This is a genomic window from Pantoea sp. ACRSB, from assembly GCF_022346905.1.
In the GTDB taxonomy this organism is placed as follows: domain Bacteria; phylum Pseudomonadota; class Gammaproteobacteria; order Enterobacterales; family Enterobacteriaceae; genus Pantoea; species Pantoea piersonii.
Genome location: NZ_JAKRNL010000001.1, coordinates 722,645 through 740,931, shown reverse-complemented (window position 1 = coordinate 740,931; position 18,287 = coordinate 722,645). Strand labels below are relative to the sequence as shown.

Here is an 18,287-nt window from a genome sequence, read left to right as displayed (position 1 = left end):
TAGTCGCGCTGGCTACCCTTACACTTATTCCCTGGTGACTGGAGCATATTATGGCCCGACTGACTGCCGCGCTGTTACTCGGCGGCGCGCTGTTTACTCTTCCCGCGCTGGCGGAGGAGGTGCAGGTTCAGGTTCTGCAGGAGAAACTTAATCATCCCTGGTCGGTTGCCTTTTTGCCGGACAATCAGACGCTGCTGATTACTGAACGGAGCGGACAACTGCGCAGCTGGCGAGCAGATAGCGGCCTGTCGCAGCCGATTGAAGGCGTGCCGAAAGCGGTCGTGCGCCGACAGGCGGGCCTGCTTGACGTGGTGCTGGCGCCGGACTTCGCCCAGAGCCGTCGCGTGTGGCTCAGCTACACCGAAGCCAACAGCAGCGGCGAACTGGGCGCGGCGGTCGGCTATGGTCAGCTTAGCGAAGATAACCGACGTCTGATCGGCTTTAAAACGGTTATTCGCCAGACGCCGCTGCTGTCGGCGGGCAATAACCTCGGTACGCGCCTGGCCTTCGATGGCGATGGCTATCTCTATATTGCTTTCGGCGACAACTTCCACAGCAGCAGCGCGCAGGATCTCGACAAACTCACCGGCAAAATCCTGCGCCTTAATCAGGACGGCAGCGTGCCGAAAGAGAATCCTTTCGTCAGCCGCCGCGGCGCGCGGCCTGAAATCTGGGCCTACGGCGTGCGCAATCCACAGGGGCTGGCCTTTAATCCCTGGACGCAGCAGATATGGGAGAGCGAGCATGGCCCGCGCGGCGGCGATGAGGTGAATATCCCGCAGAAAGGCAAAAACTACGGCTGGCCGCTGGCTACATGGGGCATCGACTACAACGGCAGTAACGTGCCGGAGTCGAAAGGCTCGCACGTGGCGGGCACAGAGCAGCCGGTGTTTTACTGGAAACGGTCGCCGGCGATTAGCGGCATGGCTTTTTACAACAGCGCGCGCTTTCCACAGTGGAAAAATTCCCTGTTTATCGGCGCGCTCAAGGAGAAGAGCCTGATTCGGCTCAGCGTTAACGGCGATAAGGTCGTTGAGGCGCAGCGCCTGCTGGAGGATCGCAATGAACGCATCCGCGACGTGCGTCAGGGGCCGGATGGCTATCTTTACGTGCTTACCGACGACGATAACGGCAAGCTGCTGAAGGTGGGATTAGCGCAGGACGCCAGCGCGTCCCGCGGTTAATCAGCGCGCCCAGCGGCAGACTTCCCAGCCGCGCTTTAGCGCCTCCTGATGCAGCAGCGCATCGGGATTGATGACCAGCGCATGATCGGCCTGCGCCAGCAGCGGCAGGTCGTTCATGGAGTCGCTGTAGGCCCAGGTGCGCGCGAAATCACGCTCCTGCTGCAGCGCGCGCCAGTCGGTCAGCCGGGTGACTTTACCCTCTTTATAGGTCATGGTGCCGTAAGTCTGTCCGCTATAGCGGTCATCTACCACTTCGACGCCGATCGCCAGCGCGCCATGCGCGCCCAGCCGTTCAGCAATCGGCGTCACCAGATGTTCACCGCTGGCGGAGCAAATCACCACTTTGTCGCCGCGTTGCTGGTGCCAGTTGATGCGGTCGCGCGCTTCAGGATAGACGCGCGGCAGGATATCGCGATGGATCCAGCGACGCACCCAGCCCGCGACCGTCGGCGCCGCCAGACCGGCCAGTGGCGAGAGCGTCAGCGCCATGTAATCTTCCATCGCCAGGGTGCCGGCATAATATTGCGCCATCAGCGCCTGCTCTTCGGCCAGCAACTCTTCACGGGCAAAGCCCTGCGACACCAGCCAACGCAGCCACAGGCCGGTACTGTCTTCGCAGATGACGGTTTCGTCCAGATCGAATACGGCTAAGTCCATGGTGGGTCTCCTCTGTTGACTCACAACAGCCTGGCAGAATTTTGTGACGGTCTTAACCCTTCTGCGAAAAATCGGAATTTCACCGGCTTTTCTGTGCGGGCAGGCCGCGCGAAACTGGTCAGCGCCTCCGGCAGCTGCCAGGGTTACTCTACTAAACTCTATAAAACTTTACGGTTGGGCGGTTTTTTTCATGCTCTGCAGAGGGTAGCGTTTCACTCTGTAGGTTTTTGCCTTAAAACCGCGATTTAACATGGAATTTCCTCGCACATGACAACTATTCTCTCTTCACGCCGCCTGCGGCATGTCGCCGCCGCCTCTTTACTGCTGTTTGTCGCGCCCGCCGCTTTTGCCGTGGATGCGCCTGCGCCGCCTCAGGTTGAGGCCAAAGCCTGGATATTAATGGATTACGCCAGCGGCAAGGTGCTGGCAGAGGGCAATGCGGATGACCGGCTCGATCCCGCCAGCCTGACCAAAATGATGACCAGCTATGTCGTTGGGCAGGCGCTGAAGTCCGGCAAAATCAAACGCGACGATATGGTGACTATCGGTCAGGATGCCTGGGCCACCGGCAACCCTAAGCTGAGAGGCTCATCGCTGATGTTTCTCAAGCCCGGCGATCGCATTCCGGTCTCTGAGCTGAATAAAGGCATTGTTATCCAGTCGGGTAATGACGCCTGCATCGCGCTGGCAGATTATGTCGCCGGCAGCCAGGACGCCTTTATCGGCCTGATGAATAACTACGTTAAGGTGTTCGGGCTGAAAAACACCCACTTTATGACGGTGCATGGGCTGGATGCGGAAGGGCAGTACAGTACGGCGCGTGATATGGCGCTGATTGGCCAGGCGCTGATTCGCGACGTGCCGGAAGAGTATGCGCTGAATAAAGAAAAAGAGTTTACCTTCAACCGCATCCGCCAGATGAACCGCAACCGGCTGCTCTGGAGCACCAACCTTCAGGTTGACGGCATCAAGACCGGCCACACGTCGGGCGCAGGCAATAATCTGGTGGCGTCCGCTACCGAAAACGATATGCGCCTGATCTCCGTGGTGCTGGGCACCGCCACCGACGCCGCACGTTTCCGCGAAAGCGAGAAGCTGCTCACCTGGGGTTTCCGCTTTTTTGAAACCGTGACGCCAATTAAGGCAGATAAGCCTTTCGCGCAGCAGCGCGTCTGGTTCGGCGATCGCAAAGAGGTCAACCTGGGCGTTGAGAAGGATGCTGCGCTGACGCTGCCGAAAGGGCAGATGAAGAACCTGAAGGCGAGCTACAACCTGACCACGCCGCAGCTTGAAGCGCCTTTAAAGAAAAATCAGGTGGTCGGCACCATCGATTTCCAGCTTGACGGCAAAACTATTGAGCAGCGTCCGCTGGTGGTAATGGAAGAGGTGCCAGAGGGCAATTTCTTCAGCCGCATCGTCGATTTCGTGCTGATGCAGTTCCATACGCTGTTCGGCAAGTGGTTTAGCTAACACGAGCGCGCTGTTAGCGCTGAGCAGACGCGGATGGCATGGGCCAATCGCAAAGTCGCTCACGGCATCCCTGCGCGCTCGGCCCGCGACATCCCGGTCGCGGGCCGCTTTGCTCCTCTGCCCATGCAATCCGCTTTCAGGCCCGCGCACTGCCGGGCTGTTTAATCCTGAATCCAGCCCTTGCGTATCGGCAGGGCGAACAGCGCGCGGTAGGCGGCGTTAAAGGTCGCCAGCATGCGCGCGCCATAACCCTGCCAGGCGAGATGCGACGCCAGACAGCCGAGCAGCCCCACCAGAAACCCGCCCAGCATATCCATTGGCCAGTGTACGCCGAGATAGACCCGTGACCAGGCAATGGCGCTGCCGATAGCCATCAAAATGATGCCCGACCAGAGGCGATGCCAGAAAACAAACGCCAGCGCGAAGGTGAAAATCGTGGTGCCGTGATCGCTGGGGTAGGAGTCGTCAGGCGCATGATGCAGAAACTGATAGCCCAGCCCGATAGCGAAGGGGCGAGGGTGCGGGAAAAGCTGGCCGACGCACCAGGAGATGGCCAGCGCGTAAATCAGCGCCATGCCGGTTTTCAGCACCAGTACGCGTTGGGATTTTAACTGATCGCGTGGCCCCCACAGCCAGAGCGCGACAATCAGCAGCGGTACGATAGCGATAAGATCTTTAGCAATAAAGGTCGCCAGCGCCAGCAGCCAGCCAGGCGAGTCGGGCGTCGCGTTTATGGATAAAAACAGAGAGTGGTTAAGCGCTTCCATAGTGGTTATAAAAATCCTCGTGTATGCCTGCACCCGTTCGCCGTTGCGCACAAAATGCCAATGAAAAGGCCTATTCTGGCGACGCCGCCGGACGGGAGATATTGCGCCAGCTCCTAAATGACGCGCAGGTTGCAGAACGGTTTAGGTTCGATGACGATGCGCGCATCCTTTGCCCGCTCTGCCTGTCACGACTGTAAAAATCGCAGGCATAAAAAAACCCGTCAGTAAAAAACTGGCGGGCTCCACAATTTGGGGATTTCAAAGAAAAGCAGTGGCACTTATTCAGACTCACCCTTAACAAAAAAGTTCTGGACTGAGTCAAAAAAATTTTATAAAGGCAAAAGCGGCCAGATAATCACAATCAGCGTACCGGCCAGCGTCAACAGAACGTTGGCGATGGCGTAAGTGCCCGCATAGCCCAGCGCCGGAATATTGCTGCGCGCCGTGTCGCAGATAATTTCCATGGCAGGGGCGCAGGTGCGCGCGCCCATAATCGCGCCGAACAGCAGCGCGCGGTTCATGCGCAGCACATAGGCACCGAAGAGATAGCAGATCACCACCGGCAGCAGGCTCACCAGCAGGCCGCACAGCAGCATCAGCGCACCTTCGCTGCCGAGACCGTGATTAATGCCGCTGCCGGCGCTTAAGCCGACGCCTGCCATAAACACCATCAGCCCGAACTCTTTCACCATGGTCAGCGCGCCCTGCGGGATATAGCCGAAGGTGGGATGGTTGGCGCGCAAAAAGCCGAGCATAATGCCGGCGAACAGCAGCCCGGCGGCGTTGCCGATACCGAAGCTGAAGTTGCTGAACTGGAAGGTAATCAGGCCGATCATTAGCCCGACGATAAAGAAGGCGCAGAACGCCAGCAGATCGGTTACCTGGCTATGAATGGCGATAAAGCCGATGCGGTCGGCCACGTTTTTTACGCGCTTCGCCTCGCCGCTGACCTGCAATATATCGCCTTTATGCAACATAATGCTGTCGTCGATCGGCATCTCAATCTGGCTGCGGATCACGCGGTTAAGGAAACAGCCGTGATCGGTCAGATTAAGTTTGCTGAGACGCTTATTCACCGCGTTGTGATTTTTCACCACGATCTCTTCAGTGACGATGCGCATATCGAGCAGATCGCGGTCGAAGACCTCTTTGCCGTTGCGGAAGCTGGCGTCGAGACGCGCATGGGCGTCCGGATAGCCTACCAGCGAAATATCATCGCCGAGCTGCAGCACCGCGTCGCCGTCCGGACTGGCCAGAATGCCGTTGCGGCGAATACGCTCGATATAGCAACCGGTCTGGCGATAAATCCCCAGTTCACGCAGGTTTTTGCCGCCGCTCCACGCCACCAGCTCCGGGCCGACGCGATAGGCGCGGATAACCGGCAGAAAGACTTTGCGCTGGCTGTCGGCGTCAAGGCCGCGTTCGCGCGCGATTTGCTGCGCGCAGGTCGGCAGATCCTGATGCTGCAGACGCGGCAGGTAGCGCGCGCCGAAAATCAGGCTGACCAGACCCACCAGGTACGTCAGGGCATAGCCGAGGGAGAGATGATCCTGCATTAGCGCCAGCTGGCCGCTGTCGTTAATGCTCTGGCGCAGCGTATCGCCCGCGCCGACCAGCACCGGCGTTGAGGTCATAGAACCCGCCAGCATCCCCGCCGTCAGGCCGATATCCCAGCCAAAGAGTTTGCCGAAGCCCAGCGCCAGCAGCAGGGCGCTCACCACCATAACGATCGCCAGCAGAAAATAGTTTTTTCCGTCGCGGAAGAAAATAGAGAAAAAGTTGGGACCCGCCTCTACGCCGACGCAGAAAATAAACAGCATAAATCCCAGGCTTAATGCCTCGGTATTCATGACGAAATGTTGTTGGCCGAGTAATAAAGAAACAACTAATACACCGATGGAATTTCCTAACTGTACTGAACCCAGGCGTAATTTACCCAGGCACAGACCGAGTGCTAAAACGACAAATAATAACAGAACGTCATTTCCGCTTAACAAATCTGCGACGTTTATGTTCACTGTTTAACTTCTTGTTTACCTGTAAGCTATTGATGAAAGGCCTGTTTTTCGCTATCTTGTGCAGGCCGCGCAGCGAGCCTGCTGTTTCATTTAAACAGGTCACTCTTAAACGGCAGGTATTCTAATCATAAAAATCACCCTCAGCCATTAGCTTAAAATTTCATACGGCTATCGGCCTGTTTCATTTTATTTCCACCAGAGATCGCGGCGAGTTGTTGTCATTGTGATGATTTTCAATAAGTGGGGTGATATGCCACAGCGTTCCTTACGCTGGACCAGTGCAATGCTTGGCGTTGTACTCTACAGCCTGGTGTTTATTTATTCTCATTACTACTGGCTGGCGGGCAATGCGCCGCTGCGAGGGCAGCCTGAGCTGCTGCTTTTTTTGCTGCCGGGCGCGGTCATGGCGCTGCTGCATACGGAGAGTCCGTTAAAAAGCACGCTGCTGATGGCGCTGGGAGGCACGCTGCTTGGCGTTCTGCTGCTGAATAACGCGCTGCTGGTGCACATCAGCTGGCTGACCCTGTCGGTCTGGAGCCTGAGTGCGCTTTTCTGGGCGGGCAGTGGCGCGCTGCTGGTACGGCTGGTGCGTATCGTCTGGCGCTGATGAGATAATGAAAAACGGGCCGATTCGGCCCGTTAAGAAAGCAGCTAAAAAATTACGCGCTCAGATTCTCTTTGGTCCAGGCAGCGAAATCGGTGTAGCCGCCGATATGCTGTTCATCAACGAAAATCTGCGGTACGGTGCTTACCGGTTTGCCCGCGCTTTTCTCCAGATCCGCTTTAGTAATGCCTTCCGCCTGGATATCCACATACTGGTAGCTAAAGTCGTCGCGCTCGGCGCTGAGCTTGTCGGCCAGCTCTTTTGCACGCACGCAGTAGGGGCAGCCAGGACGACCAAAAATCACAGTAACCATGAAACGCTCCTTAATTCAGGCTTTAAATGTGAACCATGTCACATAAGCCAGGGGTAGATGGACAACATGATGCCCGCTCGAACCGCTTAAAGAAAGCAGGAAATGCCTGTTAGTCTGATGCGCGTCGTCTATGCAAGATTGTGAAGCTTGACCATAATTGACGGCCTGAACCCGGTGCGACCCAGGAGAAAGCCCATGCCAAATCTGGCGCGTTTGCCCAAAGTTTTGCTGATTATGGAGGCGCTCGGCGGTTTGCTGGCGCTGTGCGCGCTGCTGCTGGCCAACAACTGGCTGCCGCTGCCCGGCCCTGCCGACAGCAAAATGGTGGCGACCGCGCTGCTGATTATTGGCATTTTGCTGATGCTGCCCGCCGCCTGGCTGATGATGTGGCGCACCGCGAAAGCGATGGCGCCGCAGCTGTTTGGTCGCACCCTTAATAAAAATGAGACTCGCCGGAGACCTTAATGACACCGACTATCGATCTATTGTGCAGCCACCGTTCCATTCGTGCCTTTACTGAGCAGGCGATTAGCGCGGAACAGCGTGAAGCGATTATCGCCGCGGCGCAATCGGCCTCCACCTCCAGCTTTCTTCAGTGCTCTTCCATTATTCGTATCACCGATCCCGCGCTGCGCCAGCAGCTGGTCACGCTGACGGGTGGCCAGCAGTGGGTGGCGGACGCCGCTGAATTTTGGGTGTTCTGCGCCGATTTCAATCGCCATTTGCAGATCTGCCCCGATGCGCAGCTGGGACGCGCTGAACAGCTGCTGCTGGGCTGCGTCGATACCGCGCTGATGGCGCAGAACGCGATGGTCGCCGCCGAATCGCTCGGCCTGGGCGGCGTGTTTATCGGCGGCATCCGCAACAGCATCGCGCAGGTTACCGAGCTGCTCGGCTTGCCGAAATTCGTGCTGCCGCTGTTTGGCTTCTGCATCGGGTATCCCGCTGCGGTGCCCGATCTCAAGCCGCGTCTGCCGCAGGCGATGCTGGTGCATGAAAATCGCTATCAGCCGGTAGATCCGCAGGTGCTGGCCGACTACGATAGCCGCACAGCGATCTACTATGAGCACCGCGACAGCAATCAGCGCAGCGAAACCTGGAGCGAGCTGATTCAGCGTCTGATCATTAAAGAGACGCGCCCCTTTATGCTCGACTACCTGCATCAGCAGGGTTGGGCAACGCGCTAATCCACAAGAGGTTCGATGATGAAAATCGCCATCCTGTCGCGTGACGGGCAGCTTTATTCCTGCCGACGCCTGCGCGAGGTTGCCGAACAGCGCGGGCACGAGGTTCAAATCATCGATCCGCTCTCCTGCTACATGAATATCAATCCGGCGTCGCCGACGGTGCACTACCGCGGCGAACCCCTCGGTCATTTCGATGCGGTTATTCCGCGCATCGGGCCCGCCATTACCTTTTACGGTACGGCGGTGCTGCGTCAGTTCGAAATGTGCGGCAGCTACCCGCTCAACGAGTCGCTGGCGATCGCCCGCGCCCGCGACAAGCTGCGCTCGCTGCAGCTGCTGGCGCGTCAGGGCATCGATATGCCGGTGACCGGCTTCGCCTCGTCGCCGGACGATACCCAGGATCTTATCGCCATGGTGGGCGGCGCGCCGCTGGTGGTGAAGCTGGTGGAGGGCACGCAGGGCATCGGCGTGGTGCTGGCGGAGACGCGACAGGCGGCGGAGAGCGTTATCGACGCCTTTCGCGGGCTTAACGCGCATATTCTGGTGCAGGAGTTTATTCAGGAAGCGCAGGGTCGCGATGTGCGCTGCCTGGTGATAGGCGATGAAGTGGTGGCGGCGATTGAGCGCGAGGCGAAAGAGGGCGACTTCCGCTCTAATCTGCACCGCGGCGGCAAAGCGCATCCGGTGGAGATCACGCCGCAGGAGCGTGCCATGGCGGTTAAGGCGGCCGCGACGCTGGGGCTGGAGGTGGCGGGTGTGGATATTTTGCGCGCTCGTCGCGGCCCGCTGGTGATGGAGGTTAACGCCTCGCCTGGGCTGGAGGGGATCGAAACCGCCACCGGCATGGATATCGCCGGGATGATGATTAGCTGGACAGAGCGCAACGCTTTGCCCGGTTTCAGTCTTAAAACCGGCGGCTGACGCGCGCTTTTCAGCGGTTTTCGTAGCGTCATGCGTTTTTTTTCCGTAAGCTTAGTCGCCTGTTTATTCACCCCTTGGGACACTACGATGGATTCTCTTGTCGTTCCGGATATCGACCTGTTGCGTCGCTGGCTGGATCAGCAAAATATCACCTGGTTCGAATGTGATGCCTGTCAGGCACTCCATCTGCCGCACATGCAAAATTTCGATGGGGTGTTTGACGCCAAAATCGATCTGGTCGACAACGTTATTCTCTTCTCCGCGCTGGCGGAAGTGAAGCCGACGGCGCTGATCCCGCTGGTCGGCGATCTGTCGCAGATCAATGCCAGTTCGCTCACGGTAAAAGCCTTTATCGACATTCAGGACGACAACCTGCCGAAGCTGATTGTCTGCCAGTCTCTTGGTACTACCGCCGGCTTGACCTTCGGCCAGTTCGCCAGCTTTATGAAGCAGAGCGAAGAGCAGGTCTCCATGGTGATTATGGAGGCTTTCGCTAATAATTTGCTGATGATGGGCGAAGAGGAAGAGCGCACGCCTGCCAGCTTCAGCCATTCGCTGCTGCACTAGGCCAGCTGCTTTTCCCGTCTCGTTTTAACTGCCGCTTTATGCGGCAGTTTTCATTTCTGGCTTCACCATTTTTTATTCTGCATTTTGCCCTTTAATGCCAGATATTTCTCGTGCTTTATGCCATTCCTGCCAGACCACATAGCACAAACATGCATAACCTGTCGCTAAAAGGCGTTTTTTACGCTGGGGTATGGTAGAGCAAAGGACAGGGGGCTATTCTTGCGGGGCTGCATGGTACGTGGATTCGCAGCGCAGGTATCAGTTTTTACTATTAAACTCTCAATGAATATTGATTCATTGTGTCTGTGAATTGACGCACAGCTCGCAGCGCTGGGATCAGGTCTGGCCAGGTTGTGACGATCCGCTCAGGAGGAAGTAAGAAGATGTTCAATCAGAAAAAATGGTTGTCAGCTGCGGTTACCGGCGTACTGATGGTCGCCTCAGCAGGATCGATGGCGGAAGATAAAACGCTGCATGTCTATAACTGGTCAGATTATATCTCGGCGGACACCGTTCCGAATTTTGAAAAGCAGTCTGGCATTAAAGTGGTCTACGACGTCTTCGATTCCAACGAAGTGCTGGAAGGCAAACTGATGGCGGGCAGCACCGGCTATGACGTGGTTGTGCCATCCTCCAGCTTCCTGGCGCGCCAGCTGCAGTCCGGCGTATTCCAGCCGCTGGATAAGAGCAAACTGCCAAACTACAAAAATCTCGATCCTGAGCTGATGAAGAAAGTCGCCCAGCACGATCCTGATAATAAATATGCGATTCCTTATCTGTGGGGCACCACCGGTATCGGCTATAACGTCGAGAAGGTGAAAGCGGCGCTGGGCGCTGATGCGCCGGTCAACAGCTGGGATCTGGTGCTGAAGCCGGAAAACCTGGAGAAGCTGAAGAGCTGCGGCGTCTCTTTCCTTGACGCGCCGGAAGAGATTTTCGCCACCGTACTGAATTATCTCGGCAAAGATCCCAACAGCTCCGACGCCAAAGATTACTCCGGCGCGGCGACCGATCTGCTGCTGAAGCTGCGCCCCAGCATTCGCTATTTCCACTCGTCGCAGTACATCAACGACCTGGCAAACGGCAATACCTGCGTCGCTATTGGCTGGTCCGGCGATATCCTGCAGGCGAAAAAGCGTGCTGAACAGGCGAAAAATGGCGTGCAGATCGCCTACAGCGTGCCGAAAGAGGGCGCGCTCGCCTTCTTCGATATGATGGCGATTCCGAAGGACGCGAAAAATCTTGATGCCGCCTACCAGTGGCTGAACTACATCATGGATCCGAAAGTCATTGCCGACGTTTCCAACAAGATGTCCTACGCTAACGGTAACAAGGCGTCGCTGCCGCTCATCAATGCTGACGTCCGCAACAATCCGGGCATCTTCCCGACGCCAGAAGCGATGTCGAAGCTGTTCGTGCTGAAAGTGCAGGATCCGAAGCTGGATCGCGCGCGCACCCGTGCGTGGACGCGAGTGAAAAGCGGGAAATAAACGGCTTTTTGCGCATTCGCAAGCTTACAACCTGGAACAGAGGCGCTGCGCTGGCCTCTGTTTTCTCTTTTTTAGCGGCTGGCTCAGCCGTTCCGCGTAGACCGGAGTGAACTGTTAGTGAACGACGCGATCCCTCGTCCCCCCCATAAAACCGCAAAGGCGTTAACGCCGCTGCTGGAGATCCACAACCTGACCAAATCCTTCGACGGGCAGCACGCCGTCGATGACGTCAGCCTGACCATCTATAAAGGTGAAATTTTCGCGCTGCTCGGCGCCTCCGGCTGCGGAAAATCGACGCTGCTGCGTATGCTGGCAGGGTTTGAGCCGCCGACCAGCGGGCAGATCGTGCTGGACGGACAGGATCTCTCCCACGTTCCGCCTTACCAGCGCCCGGTAAATATGATGTTTCAGTCCTACGCGCTCTTCCCGCATATGACGGTGGAGCAGAACATCGCGTTCGGACTCAAGCAGGACAGGCTGCCGAAGGGCGAAATCACGGCGCGCGTGCAGGAGATGCTGGCGCTGGTGCATATGCAGGAGTTCGCGAAGCGCAAGCCGCACCAGCTCTCCGGCGGCCAGCGTCAGCGCGTGGCGCTGGCGCGCAGCCTGGCGAAGCGTCCCAAGCTGCTGCTGCTCGACGAGCCGATGGGGGCGCTCGATAAAAAATTGCGCGACCGGATGCAGCTGGAAGTGGTAGACATCCTTGAGCGCGTCGGCGCGACCTGCGTGATGGTCACCCACGACCAGGAAGAGGCGATGACTATGGCGGGCCGCATCGCCATTATGAACCGCGGCAAATTCGTGCAGATCGGCGAGCCGGAAGAGATTTACGAACATCCCACTACCGTTTACAGCGCCGAGTTTATCGGCTCGGTTAATGTCTTTAACGGCATGCTGCGTGAACGTCAGGAAGATGGTCTGGTCATCGACAGCCCAGGGCTGGTGCATCCGCTGAAGGTGGACTCCGACGTATCAGTGCCGGATAACGTGCCGGTGCATGTCGCGCTGCGCCCGGAAAAAGTGATGCTGTGCGAAGAGGTGCCGGAAGATGGCTATAACTTCGCCGTCGGCGAAGTGGTGCATATCGCCTATCTCGGCGATCTCTCTATCTATCATGTGCGGCTGAAAAGCGGGCAGATGATCAGCGCCCAGCTGCAGAATGCCCACCGTTTCCGCAAAGGTCTGCCGACCTGGGGCGATGAAGTTCGCCTCTGCTGGGATGTCGACAGCTGTGTGGTGCTGACGGCTTAAGGAGACGTAATGAGCCAACTTTTTCACTCCAGCAAACCGGTCCGCGCCCGGCTGGCCGGTACGCCGCTGCAGCGCTGGGCGACGCGCATGAAAATGCGTCACGGCCGCAAGCTGGCGATCGCGCTGCCTTACGTCTGGCTGGTGCTTTTTTTCCTGCTGCCGTTTTTGATTGTGCTGAAGATCAGCTTCGCCGATATCGCGCGCGCTATTCCGCCCTATACCGAGCTGATTAGCTGGGCTGACGATCAGCTCAATATCGTGCTTAATCTTGGCAACTACCTGACGCTGACCGACGATCCGCTCTATGTGGACGCCTATCTGCAGTCGCTGAAGGTGGCGGCGATCTCGACTCTCATCTGTCTGCTGGTGGGCTATCCGCTCGCCTGGGCGGTCGCGCACAGCAAGCCTTCGATGCGCACCATCCTGCTGCTGCTGGTGATCCTGCCGTCGTGGACCTCTTTCCTGGTGCGCGTCTACGCCTGGATGGGGCTGCTGAATAATAACGGCATCCTGAACCGCTTCCTGATGTGGCTGGGCGTTATCGACCACCCGCTGGTGATCCTCTATACCAATACGGCGGTCTATATCGGTATCGTCTACTGCTACCTGCCGTTTATGGTGCTGCCGATCTATACCGCTCTGACGCGCATCGACTATTCGCTGGTGGAAGCTTCGCTCGATCTCGGCGCGAAACCGCTGAAAACCTTTTTCAGCGTGATTGTGCCGCTGACCAAAGGCGGCATTATCGCCGGTTCGATGCTGGTCTTTATCCCGGCGGTGGGCGAATACGTTATTCCGGAACTGCTGGGCGGGCCGGACAGCATTATGATTGGCCGTATCCTGTGGCAGGAATTTTTCAACAACCGCGACTGGCCGGTCGCCTCGGCGCTGGCGGTGATTATCCTGCTGATTTTGATTTTGCCTATCGTCTGGTTCCATAAGCATCAAAACCGTGAAATGGGAGAGAAGGAATGAACCAGCTGCCTGCGATCCGCTCGCCGTGGCGCACCGCCATTCTGCTCTGCGGTTTCCTGTTTCTTTATGCGCCAATGCTGCTGCTGGTGGTCTACTCCTTTAACAGCTCGCAGCTGGTGACGGTATGGGAGAGCTTTTCTTTCCACTGGTATCGCGTGCTGTTTCAGGACGACGCCATGCTTGACGCGGTAGGGCTGAGCCTGACCATCGCCGCGCTGAGCGCTACCATGGCGGTGGTGCTTGGCACGATAGCTGCGGTGGTGGTGGTGCGCTTTGGCCGTTTCCGCGGCCATACCGGCTTCGCCTTTATGCTGACCGCGCCACTGGTGATGCCTGACGTGATCACCGGGCTGTCGCTGCTGCTGCTGTTCGTTGCCATGGGCAACGCTTTTGGCTGGCCGAGCGATCGCGGCATGCTGACCATCTGGCTGGCGCACGTCACCTTCTGTACCGCCTATGTGGCGGTGGTGATCAATTCGCGCCTGCGCGAGCTGGATCGCTCCATCGAAGAGGCGGCGATGGATCTGGGCGCGACGCCGCTGAAGGTTTTCTTCGTGATTACCGTACCGATGATCGCGCCGGCGATCGTTACCGGCTGGCTGCTGGCCTTTACGCTGTCGCTGGACGATCTGGTGATCGCCAGCTTCGTCACCGGGCCTGGCGCGACGACCTTGCCGATGGCGATCTTCGCCACCGTACGGCGCGGCGTAAACCCGGAGATTAACGCGCTGGCCTCGCTCATCCTGTTTGTGGTCGGGCTGGTTGGGTTTATCGCCTGGCGCTGGATGGCGCACGAAGAAAAGCAGCGTGTTCGCGATATTCAGAAAGCCAGACGTGGCTGAAATCCGGAACTTTTGCCACTATAAAAGCGGGCGGAAGTTTTCGCCCGCTTGCGTGTCGTGACGGAGCCTTGCCATGTCGGAAACCCTGAAAAACAGCGATTTTATCTCTCCCGCCCCCGTATCGGTGACGGTCGCGGGTATTGCCATTATCGCCACGCGCTGCCTGAGCGTGCTGATGCTGGCGAACGAGCTGGGCTTTGAGGAGACAGTGAACTTTGTTCACCGCAGCGCGCAGGCCTGGGATTCCACCCTTATCTTTATCGCCAGCCAGCTGATCTTTTTTTATGAGCTGCGCTGCGCCTTTCTGCTGTTGCGCGGCAGCAACCGCGGCCGCTGGGGTTTTCTCGCCACCCAGATCGTGGTGCTGCTCTATATGCTGCTGGCGTCGACCGGCGCTGTCTACCCGGAAATTTTTAGCATCAGCGGCGCGAACAATGCGCAAATTATTCACCATACGCTGATGCAAAAGCTGCCCGATCTGCTGGTGCTGGGGCTGCTGTTTGTGCCGGCCAGCAGCCGCGCATTTTTCCGTAAGCGGTGATACAATCGCGCTCCGCCCGACCCCCTGGGAGTAACACAGGCCTTACCCGATGCAATGCGCGCTCTATGACGCCGACCGCTGCCGTTCATGTCAGTGGCTGGAAAAACCCTATTCGCAACAGCTCAGCGACAAGCAGGCGCGGCTGGAAGCGCTGCTGGCGCAGCAGCCGGTAGCGCAGTGGCTGCCGCCGGTGACCTCGGCGCAGCAGGCGTTTCGCAACAAGGCGAAGATGGTGGTCAGCGGCAGCGTGGAGCGTCCGGTGCTGGGCTTGGTGCAGCGCGACGGCAGCGCGGTGGATCTCAGCGCCTGCCCACTCTATCCAGAGAGCTTTGCGCCGGTTTTTGCCGCGCTGAAGCCCTTTATCGCCCGAGCGGGCTTAACGCCTTATAACGTGGCGCGCAGGCGCGGCGAGCTGAAATTTCTGCTGCTGACCGAAAGCACGCAGGGCGGCATGATGCTGCGCTTTGTGCTGCGCTCCAGGGAAAAACTGGATCAGCTGCGCGCCGCGCTGCCGTGGCTGCAGCAACAGCTGCCGCAGCTTAAGGTGATCTCTGCAAATATACAGCCGGTGCATATGGCGATCCTGGAAGGGGATGAGGAGATTGCGCTCACGCCGTCTCAGTCGCTGGCGGAGAGCTTTAATCAGGTGCCGCTCTGGATCCGACCGCAGAGCTTTTTCCAGACTAACCCGCAGGTTGCCGCCGCGCTCTACGCCACGGCGCGCGACTGGGTGCGCGAGCTGCAGATCGGCAGCATGTGGGATCTCTTCTGCGGCGTCGGTGGTTTTGGCCTGCACTGCGCCACGCCGCAGATGCAGCTGACCGGCATCGAGATCAGCGCCGAGGCGATCGCCTGCGCGCAGCGTTCGGCGGAGATGCTGGGACTGGAAAAGGTCAGCTTCGCCGCGCTCGACTCAACCGCTTTCGCTACCGGACGCGACGCGGTGCCCGATCTGGTGCTGGTCAATCCGCCGCGTCGCGGCATCGGCAAAGCGCTGTGCGACTATCTGAGCCGCATGGCGCCCGGCTATATTCTCTACTCCAGCTGCAATCCCGAAAGCATGGCGCAGGATATTGCGCGTCTGGCGGACTATCGCGTGACGCGCGTGCAGCTGTTCGATATGTTTCCGCATACCGCGCATTTTGAGGTGCTGAGCCTGCTGACGCGCCAGGATGCGCAAGAGGGTGGGCCAGCGTCCTGACAGCCTGTACTGAGGACGATGCAGAACCGGTCAGGCTTCAGCCCGCTGGCCCAAAGCGGCGAGTTACTCGGGGAACCACTTCTGATTGAGCTGCTGCAGGACGCCGTTGCTCTTCAGCGTCGCCAGCGCGCCGTTCAGCCTGTCGCGCAGCGCGTCGTTGCCTTTACGCACCGCAATGCCCAGACCGGTGCCGAAGTAAGCCTTATCCGTTACGTGCTCGCCAACCGGGGCTAAATCTGCGTTGGTTTTCAGCCACTGATTCACGACCGCCGTATCGCCGAAGACACCGTCTATACGGCCGTTTTTCATATCGAGAATGGCGTTCTGATAGCTGTCGTAGGCGACGGCGGCGATCTCAGGATGCTTCTCCTGCAGATATTTCTGGTGCGTCGTGCCGTTCTCAACGCCGATACGTTTGCCCTTCAGCGAGGCGAAATCGCTGAACTTGCCTTTGCGCGCGATAACGATAGCGGAGTTGGCGTAGTAGGGCTGGGTGAAATCCACCTGCTTGCTGCGCTCGTCGGTAATATCCATGCCGGAGATGACCGCGTCAAAGCGGCGGAACTTCAGCGACGGGATCAGGCTATCGAACGCATTATTGGTAAAGGTGCACTCCGCCTTTAACTGCTGGCAGAGCGCCTTCGCCAGATCGATATCGTATCCTACGATCTGGTTGTCGCGATCCAGCGATTCAAACGGGGGATAGGTAGCGGAAGAGGCGAAGCGAATTGTTTCTGCCGCGTGGGCGCTCATTGCCAGAGTCGCCAGCGCGGCGGCAAGGATCCATTTTTTCATCGTGTAACTCCTGAAAGCCATACCAGAGGCGGAACGGTTGACACGATGCCAGTAAATGAATCTTTATGCAATATTCGTGCGTAAAAAATTAAAAAGGCGAGCATCGCTCGCCTGGATATTAACTTCTGCGCTCAAAGGCCAGCGCGCGCCGCTCAATCAGCCGCATCATCAGCGTCAGCAGTCCATTCACCACCAGATAAACCAGCCCGGCGGCGGCGAACACCATCACGTCATAGGTTCGGCCATAAAGCAGCTGACCGTGGCCCATCACTTCCATCAGCGTAATGGTGTAGGCAAGCGACGTGCCTTTAAACACCAGCACCACCTCGTTGGAGTAGGAGGAGAGGGCGCGTTTAAACGCATAGGGCAGCAGAATGCGCAGCGTATCTTTACGGCTCATTCCCAGCGCGGCGCAGGATTGCCACTGACCTGCCGGAATGGCGCGCATCGCGCCGTAAAACAGCTGCGTGGTATAGGCGGCGCTGTTGAGCGACAGCGCCAGCATGGCGCAGAGCCACGGCTGCGACAGCAGATGCCACAGCCAGGGAATGCTTTGCAGGCTGGGGAACTGGCCGGGGCCGTAGTAGATCAGGAAGATCTGCACCAGCAGCGGCGTGCCGGTAAACAGGGTGATATATATTTTCACCAGCGGATTCAGCAGCGGCGTTTTCAGCGACAGCACGACGGTAAAAAGCAGCGCCAGCGCCAGCGCCACCAGCAGCGACGCCAGCGTCAGCGTCAGGCTGGTATGCAGCCCTTTCAGGATCTCAGGCAGGTAGCTCAGCATCAGCTATTTCCTCGCTCGAAGCGGGTAGTGCGCAGCTCGATACGGCGCAGCACCGCCTGGCTCAGCAGCGTAATCACCAGATAGATGGCCGCCGCAATCAGAAACCAGGTAAAAGGCTCCTGGGTGCGGGTCGCAATGCTTTTGGTTTGCAGCATCAGATCGTTAACGCTGATCAGCGATACCAGCGCAGTATCTTTCAGCAGCACCAGCCACTGGTTGCCGAGGCCCGGCAGCGCGTGACGCCACATCTGCGGCATAATCAGGCGCAGAAAAATAGCGGACTTTTTCATGCCCAGCGCCTGACCCGACTCCCATTGACCCTGCGGCACCGCCTTCAGCGCGCCGCGCAGAGTTTGCGAGGCGTAGGCGGAGTAGAGGATCGCCAGCGCGATGACTCCACACAGGAAAGGACTGACGTCGAAGTTTTCGATCGCCACCTGCACCGGCAGCTTAAACAGGCCAAAATTCAGGGTAAAGCCGTCGGAAAGCACCAGCAGCAGCTGCGAAGCGCCGAAGTAGATAAACAGCACCACCAGAATCTCCGGCAGGCCGCGGATCAGCGTAACCAGCGCTGTGCCGATCCACGCCAGCGGCTTAAACCGCAGCGATTCCCAGCCGGCAAAAATCATCGCCAGCGCAAGGCCGGCGATCAGGGCGCAAACAGCGAGGCCGACGGTCATGCCGGCGGCGCTGGCGAGAGGATAGAGCTCACTCATC

General features: G+C 58.2%; 20 protein-coding genes. 13 read left to right on the top strand and 7 right to left on the bottom strand.

Features of this window, described 5'->3' with window-relative positions:
- Positions 1-50 precede the first annotated feature (50 nt).
- Positions 51-1,184, top strand: coding sequence for a PQQ-dependent sugar dehydrogenase (locus MHZ89_RS03630; RefSeq protein ID WP_311781889.1), 1,134 nt, complete (start codon positions 51-53; stop codon positions 1,182-1,184).
- On the opposite strand, the gene MHZ89_RS03625 is transcribed toward MHZ89_RS03630, so the two are convergent.
- Complete coding sequence (locus MHZ89_RS03625) at positions 1,185-1,841, bottom strand: HAD family hydrolase (RefSeq protein WP_311781888.1); 657 nt, start codon at positions 1,839-1,841, stop codon at positions 1,185-1,187.
- A 267-nt stretch (positions 1,842-2,108) separates the two neighbouring features.
- On the opposite strand from MHZ89_RS03625, the gene MHZ89_RS03620 reads away from it, so the two are divergent.
- Complete coding sequence (locus tag MHZ89_RS03620) at positions 2,109-3,311, top strand: serine hydrolase (protein ID WP_311781887.1); 1,203 nt, start codon at positions 2,109-2,111, stop codon at positions 3,309-3,311.
- Between the two features lie 161 nt (positions 3,312-3,472).
- Here the strand turns inward: MHZ89_RS03620 and ybjG are convergent, their stop codons facing one another.
- Both ybjG and MHZ89_RS03610 read right to left on the bottom strand, forming a co-directional pair.
- Positions 3,473-4,078 carry an undecaprenyl-diphosphate phosphatase gene (gene ybjG, locus MHZ89_RS03615; protein ID WP_311781886.1) on the bottom strand — a complete coding sequence of 202 codons (606 nt, stop codon included), beginning with the start codon at positions 4,076-4,078 and terminating at the stop codon, positions 3,473-3,475.
- Positions 4,079-4,407: 329 nt separating this feature from the next.
- Positions 4,408-6,096, bottom strand: coding sequence for an aspartate:alanine antiporter (locus MHZ89_RS03610; RefSeq protein WP_120451720.1), 1,689 nt, complete (start codon positions 6,094-6,096; stop codon positions 4,408-4,410).
- Between the two features lie 250 nt (positions 6,097-6,346).
- On the opposite strand from MHZ89_RS03610, the gene ybjM reads away from it, so the two are divergent.
- Positions 6,347-6,703, top strand: a complete 357-nt coding sequence (gene ybjM / locus MHZ89_RS03605; RefSeq protein WP_311781885.1) for an inner membrane protein YbjM — start codon at positions 6,347-6,349, stop codon at positions 6,701-6,703.
- A 52-nt stretch (positions 6,704-6,755) separates the two neighbouring features.
- Here the strand turns inward: ybjM and MHZ89_RS03600 are convergent, their stop codons facing one another.
- Positions 6,756-7,013 carry a GrxA family glutaredoxin gene (locus MHZ89_RS03600; protein WP_103795317.1) on the bottom strand — a complete coding sequence of 86 codons (258 nt, stop codon included), beginning with the start codon at positions 7,011-7,013 and terminating at the stop codon, positions 6,756-6,758.
- 195 nt (positions 7,014-7,208) lie between these two features.
- Between MHZ89_RS03600 and MHZ89_RS03595 the strand changes: the two genes are divergently transcribed.
- From MHZ89_RS03595 to rlmC, 10 genes are all read left to right on the top strand, one after another.
- Entirely contained in the window at positions 7,209-7,478 is a 270-nt protein-coding gene (locus MHZ89_RS03595; RefSeq protein WP_311781884.1) for a DUF1418 family protein, read from the top strand.
- Positions 7,478-8,200 carry an oxygen-insensitive NADPH nitroreductase gene (nfsA, locus tag MHZ89_RS03590; RefSeq protein WP_311781883.1) on the top strand — a complete coding sequence of 241 codons (723 nt, stop codon included), beginning with the start codon at positions 7,478-7,480 and terminating at the stop codon, positions 8,198-8,200. The genes MHZ89_RS03595 and nfsA overlap by 1 nt, the downstream gene beginning before the upstream one ends.
- 18 nt (positions 8,201-8,218) lie before the next feature.
- Positions 8,219-9,121, top strand: a complete 903-nt coding sequence (rimK, locus tag MHZ89_RS03585; RefSeq protein WP_311782252.1) for a 30S ribosomal protein S6--L-glutamate ligase — start codon at positions 8,219-8,221, stop codon at positions 9,119-9,121.
- 87 nt (positions 9,122-9,208) lie between these two features.
- On the top strand, positions 9,209-9,688 hold the full coding sequence (locus MHZ89_RS03580) for a YbjN domain-containing protein (protein WP_120451725.1): 480 nt from the start codon (positions 9,209-9,211) through the stop codon (positions 9,686-9,688).
- Positions 9,689-10,071: 383 nt separating this feature from the next.
- Positions 10,072-11,178, top strand: coding sequence for a spermidine/putrescine ABC transporter substrate-binding protein PotF (gene potF / locus MHZ89_RS03575; protein ID WP_311781882.1), 1,107 nt, complete (start codon positions 10,072-10,074; stop codon positions 11,176-11,178).
- A 117-nt stretch (positions 11,179-11,295) separates the two neighbouring features.
- Positions 11,296-12,429, top strand: coding sequence for a putrescine ABC transporter ATP-binding subunit PotG (potG, locus tag MHZ89_RS03570; protein WP_158591212.1), 1,134 nt, complete (start codon positions 11,296-11,298; stop codon positions 12,427-12,429).
- A gap of 9 nt (positions 12,430-12,438) precedes the next feature.
- Positions 12,439-13,404, top strand: a complete 966-nt coding sequence (gene potH / locus MHZ89_RS03565; RefSeq protein ID WP_120451731.1) for a putrescine ABC transporter permease PotH — start codon at positions 12,439-12,441, stop codon at positions 13,402-13,404.
- A complete protein-coding gene (potI, locus tag MHZ89_RS03560; protein WP_311781881.1) occupies positions 13,401-14,246 on the top strand; it encodes a putrescine ABC transporter permease PotI in 846 nt (281 codons plus the stop codon). The genes potH and potI overlap by 4 nt, the downstream gene beginning before the upstream one ends.
- Positions 14,247-14,319: 73 nt before the next feature.
- On the top strand, positions 14,320-14,787 hold the full coding sequence (locus tag MHZ89_RS03555) for a YbjO family protein (protein WP_311781880.1): 468 nt from the start codon (positions 14,320-14,322) through the stop codon (positions 14,785-14,787).
- A gap of 49 nt (positions 14,788-14,836) precedes the next feature.
- Positions 14,837-15,988 carry a 23S rRNA (uracil(747)-C(5))-methyltransferase RlmC gene (gene rlmC / locus MHZ89_RS03550; RefSeq protein ID WP_311781879.1) on the top strand — a complete coding sequence of 384 codons (1,152 nt, stop codon included), beginning with the start codon at positions 14,837-14,839 and terminating at the stop codon, positions 15,986-15,988.
- A 63-nt stretch (positions 15,989-16,051) separates the two neighbouring features.
- Here rlmC and MHZ89_RS03545 read toward each other — a convergent pair whose 3' ends face one another.
- From MHZ89_RS03545 to artQ, 3 genes are all read right to left on the bottom strand, one after another.
- Positions 16,052-16,783 (bottom strand): arginine ABC transporter substrate-binding protein, encoded by a 732-nt coding sequence (locus MHZ89_RS03545; protein WP_311781878.1) that lies wholly within the window; start codon positions 16,781-16,783, stop codon positions 16,052-16,054.
- 118 nt (positions 16,784-16,901) lie between these two features.
- Positions 16,902-17,570, bottom strand: a complete 669-nt coding sequence (gene artM, locus MHZ89_RS03540) for an arginine ABC transporter permease ArtM (protein WP_311781877.1) — start codon at positions 17,568-17,570, stop codon at positions 16,902-16,904.
- Complete coding sequence (artQ, locus tag MHZ89_RS03535; protein WP_311781876.1) at positions 17,570-18,286, bottom strand: arginine ABC transporter permease ArtQ; 717 nt, start codon at positions 18,284-18,286, stop codon at positions 17,570-17,572. Before artQ ends, artM begins: the two co-directional genes overlap by 1 nt.
- Between the last annotated feature and the right edge of the window lies 1 nt (position 18,287).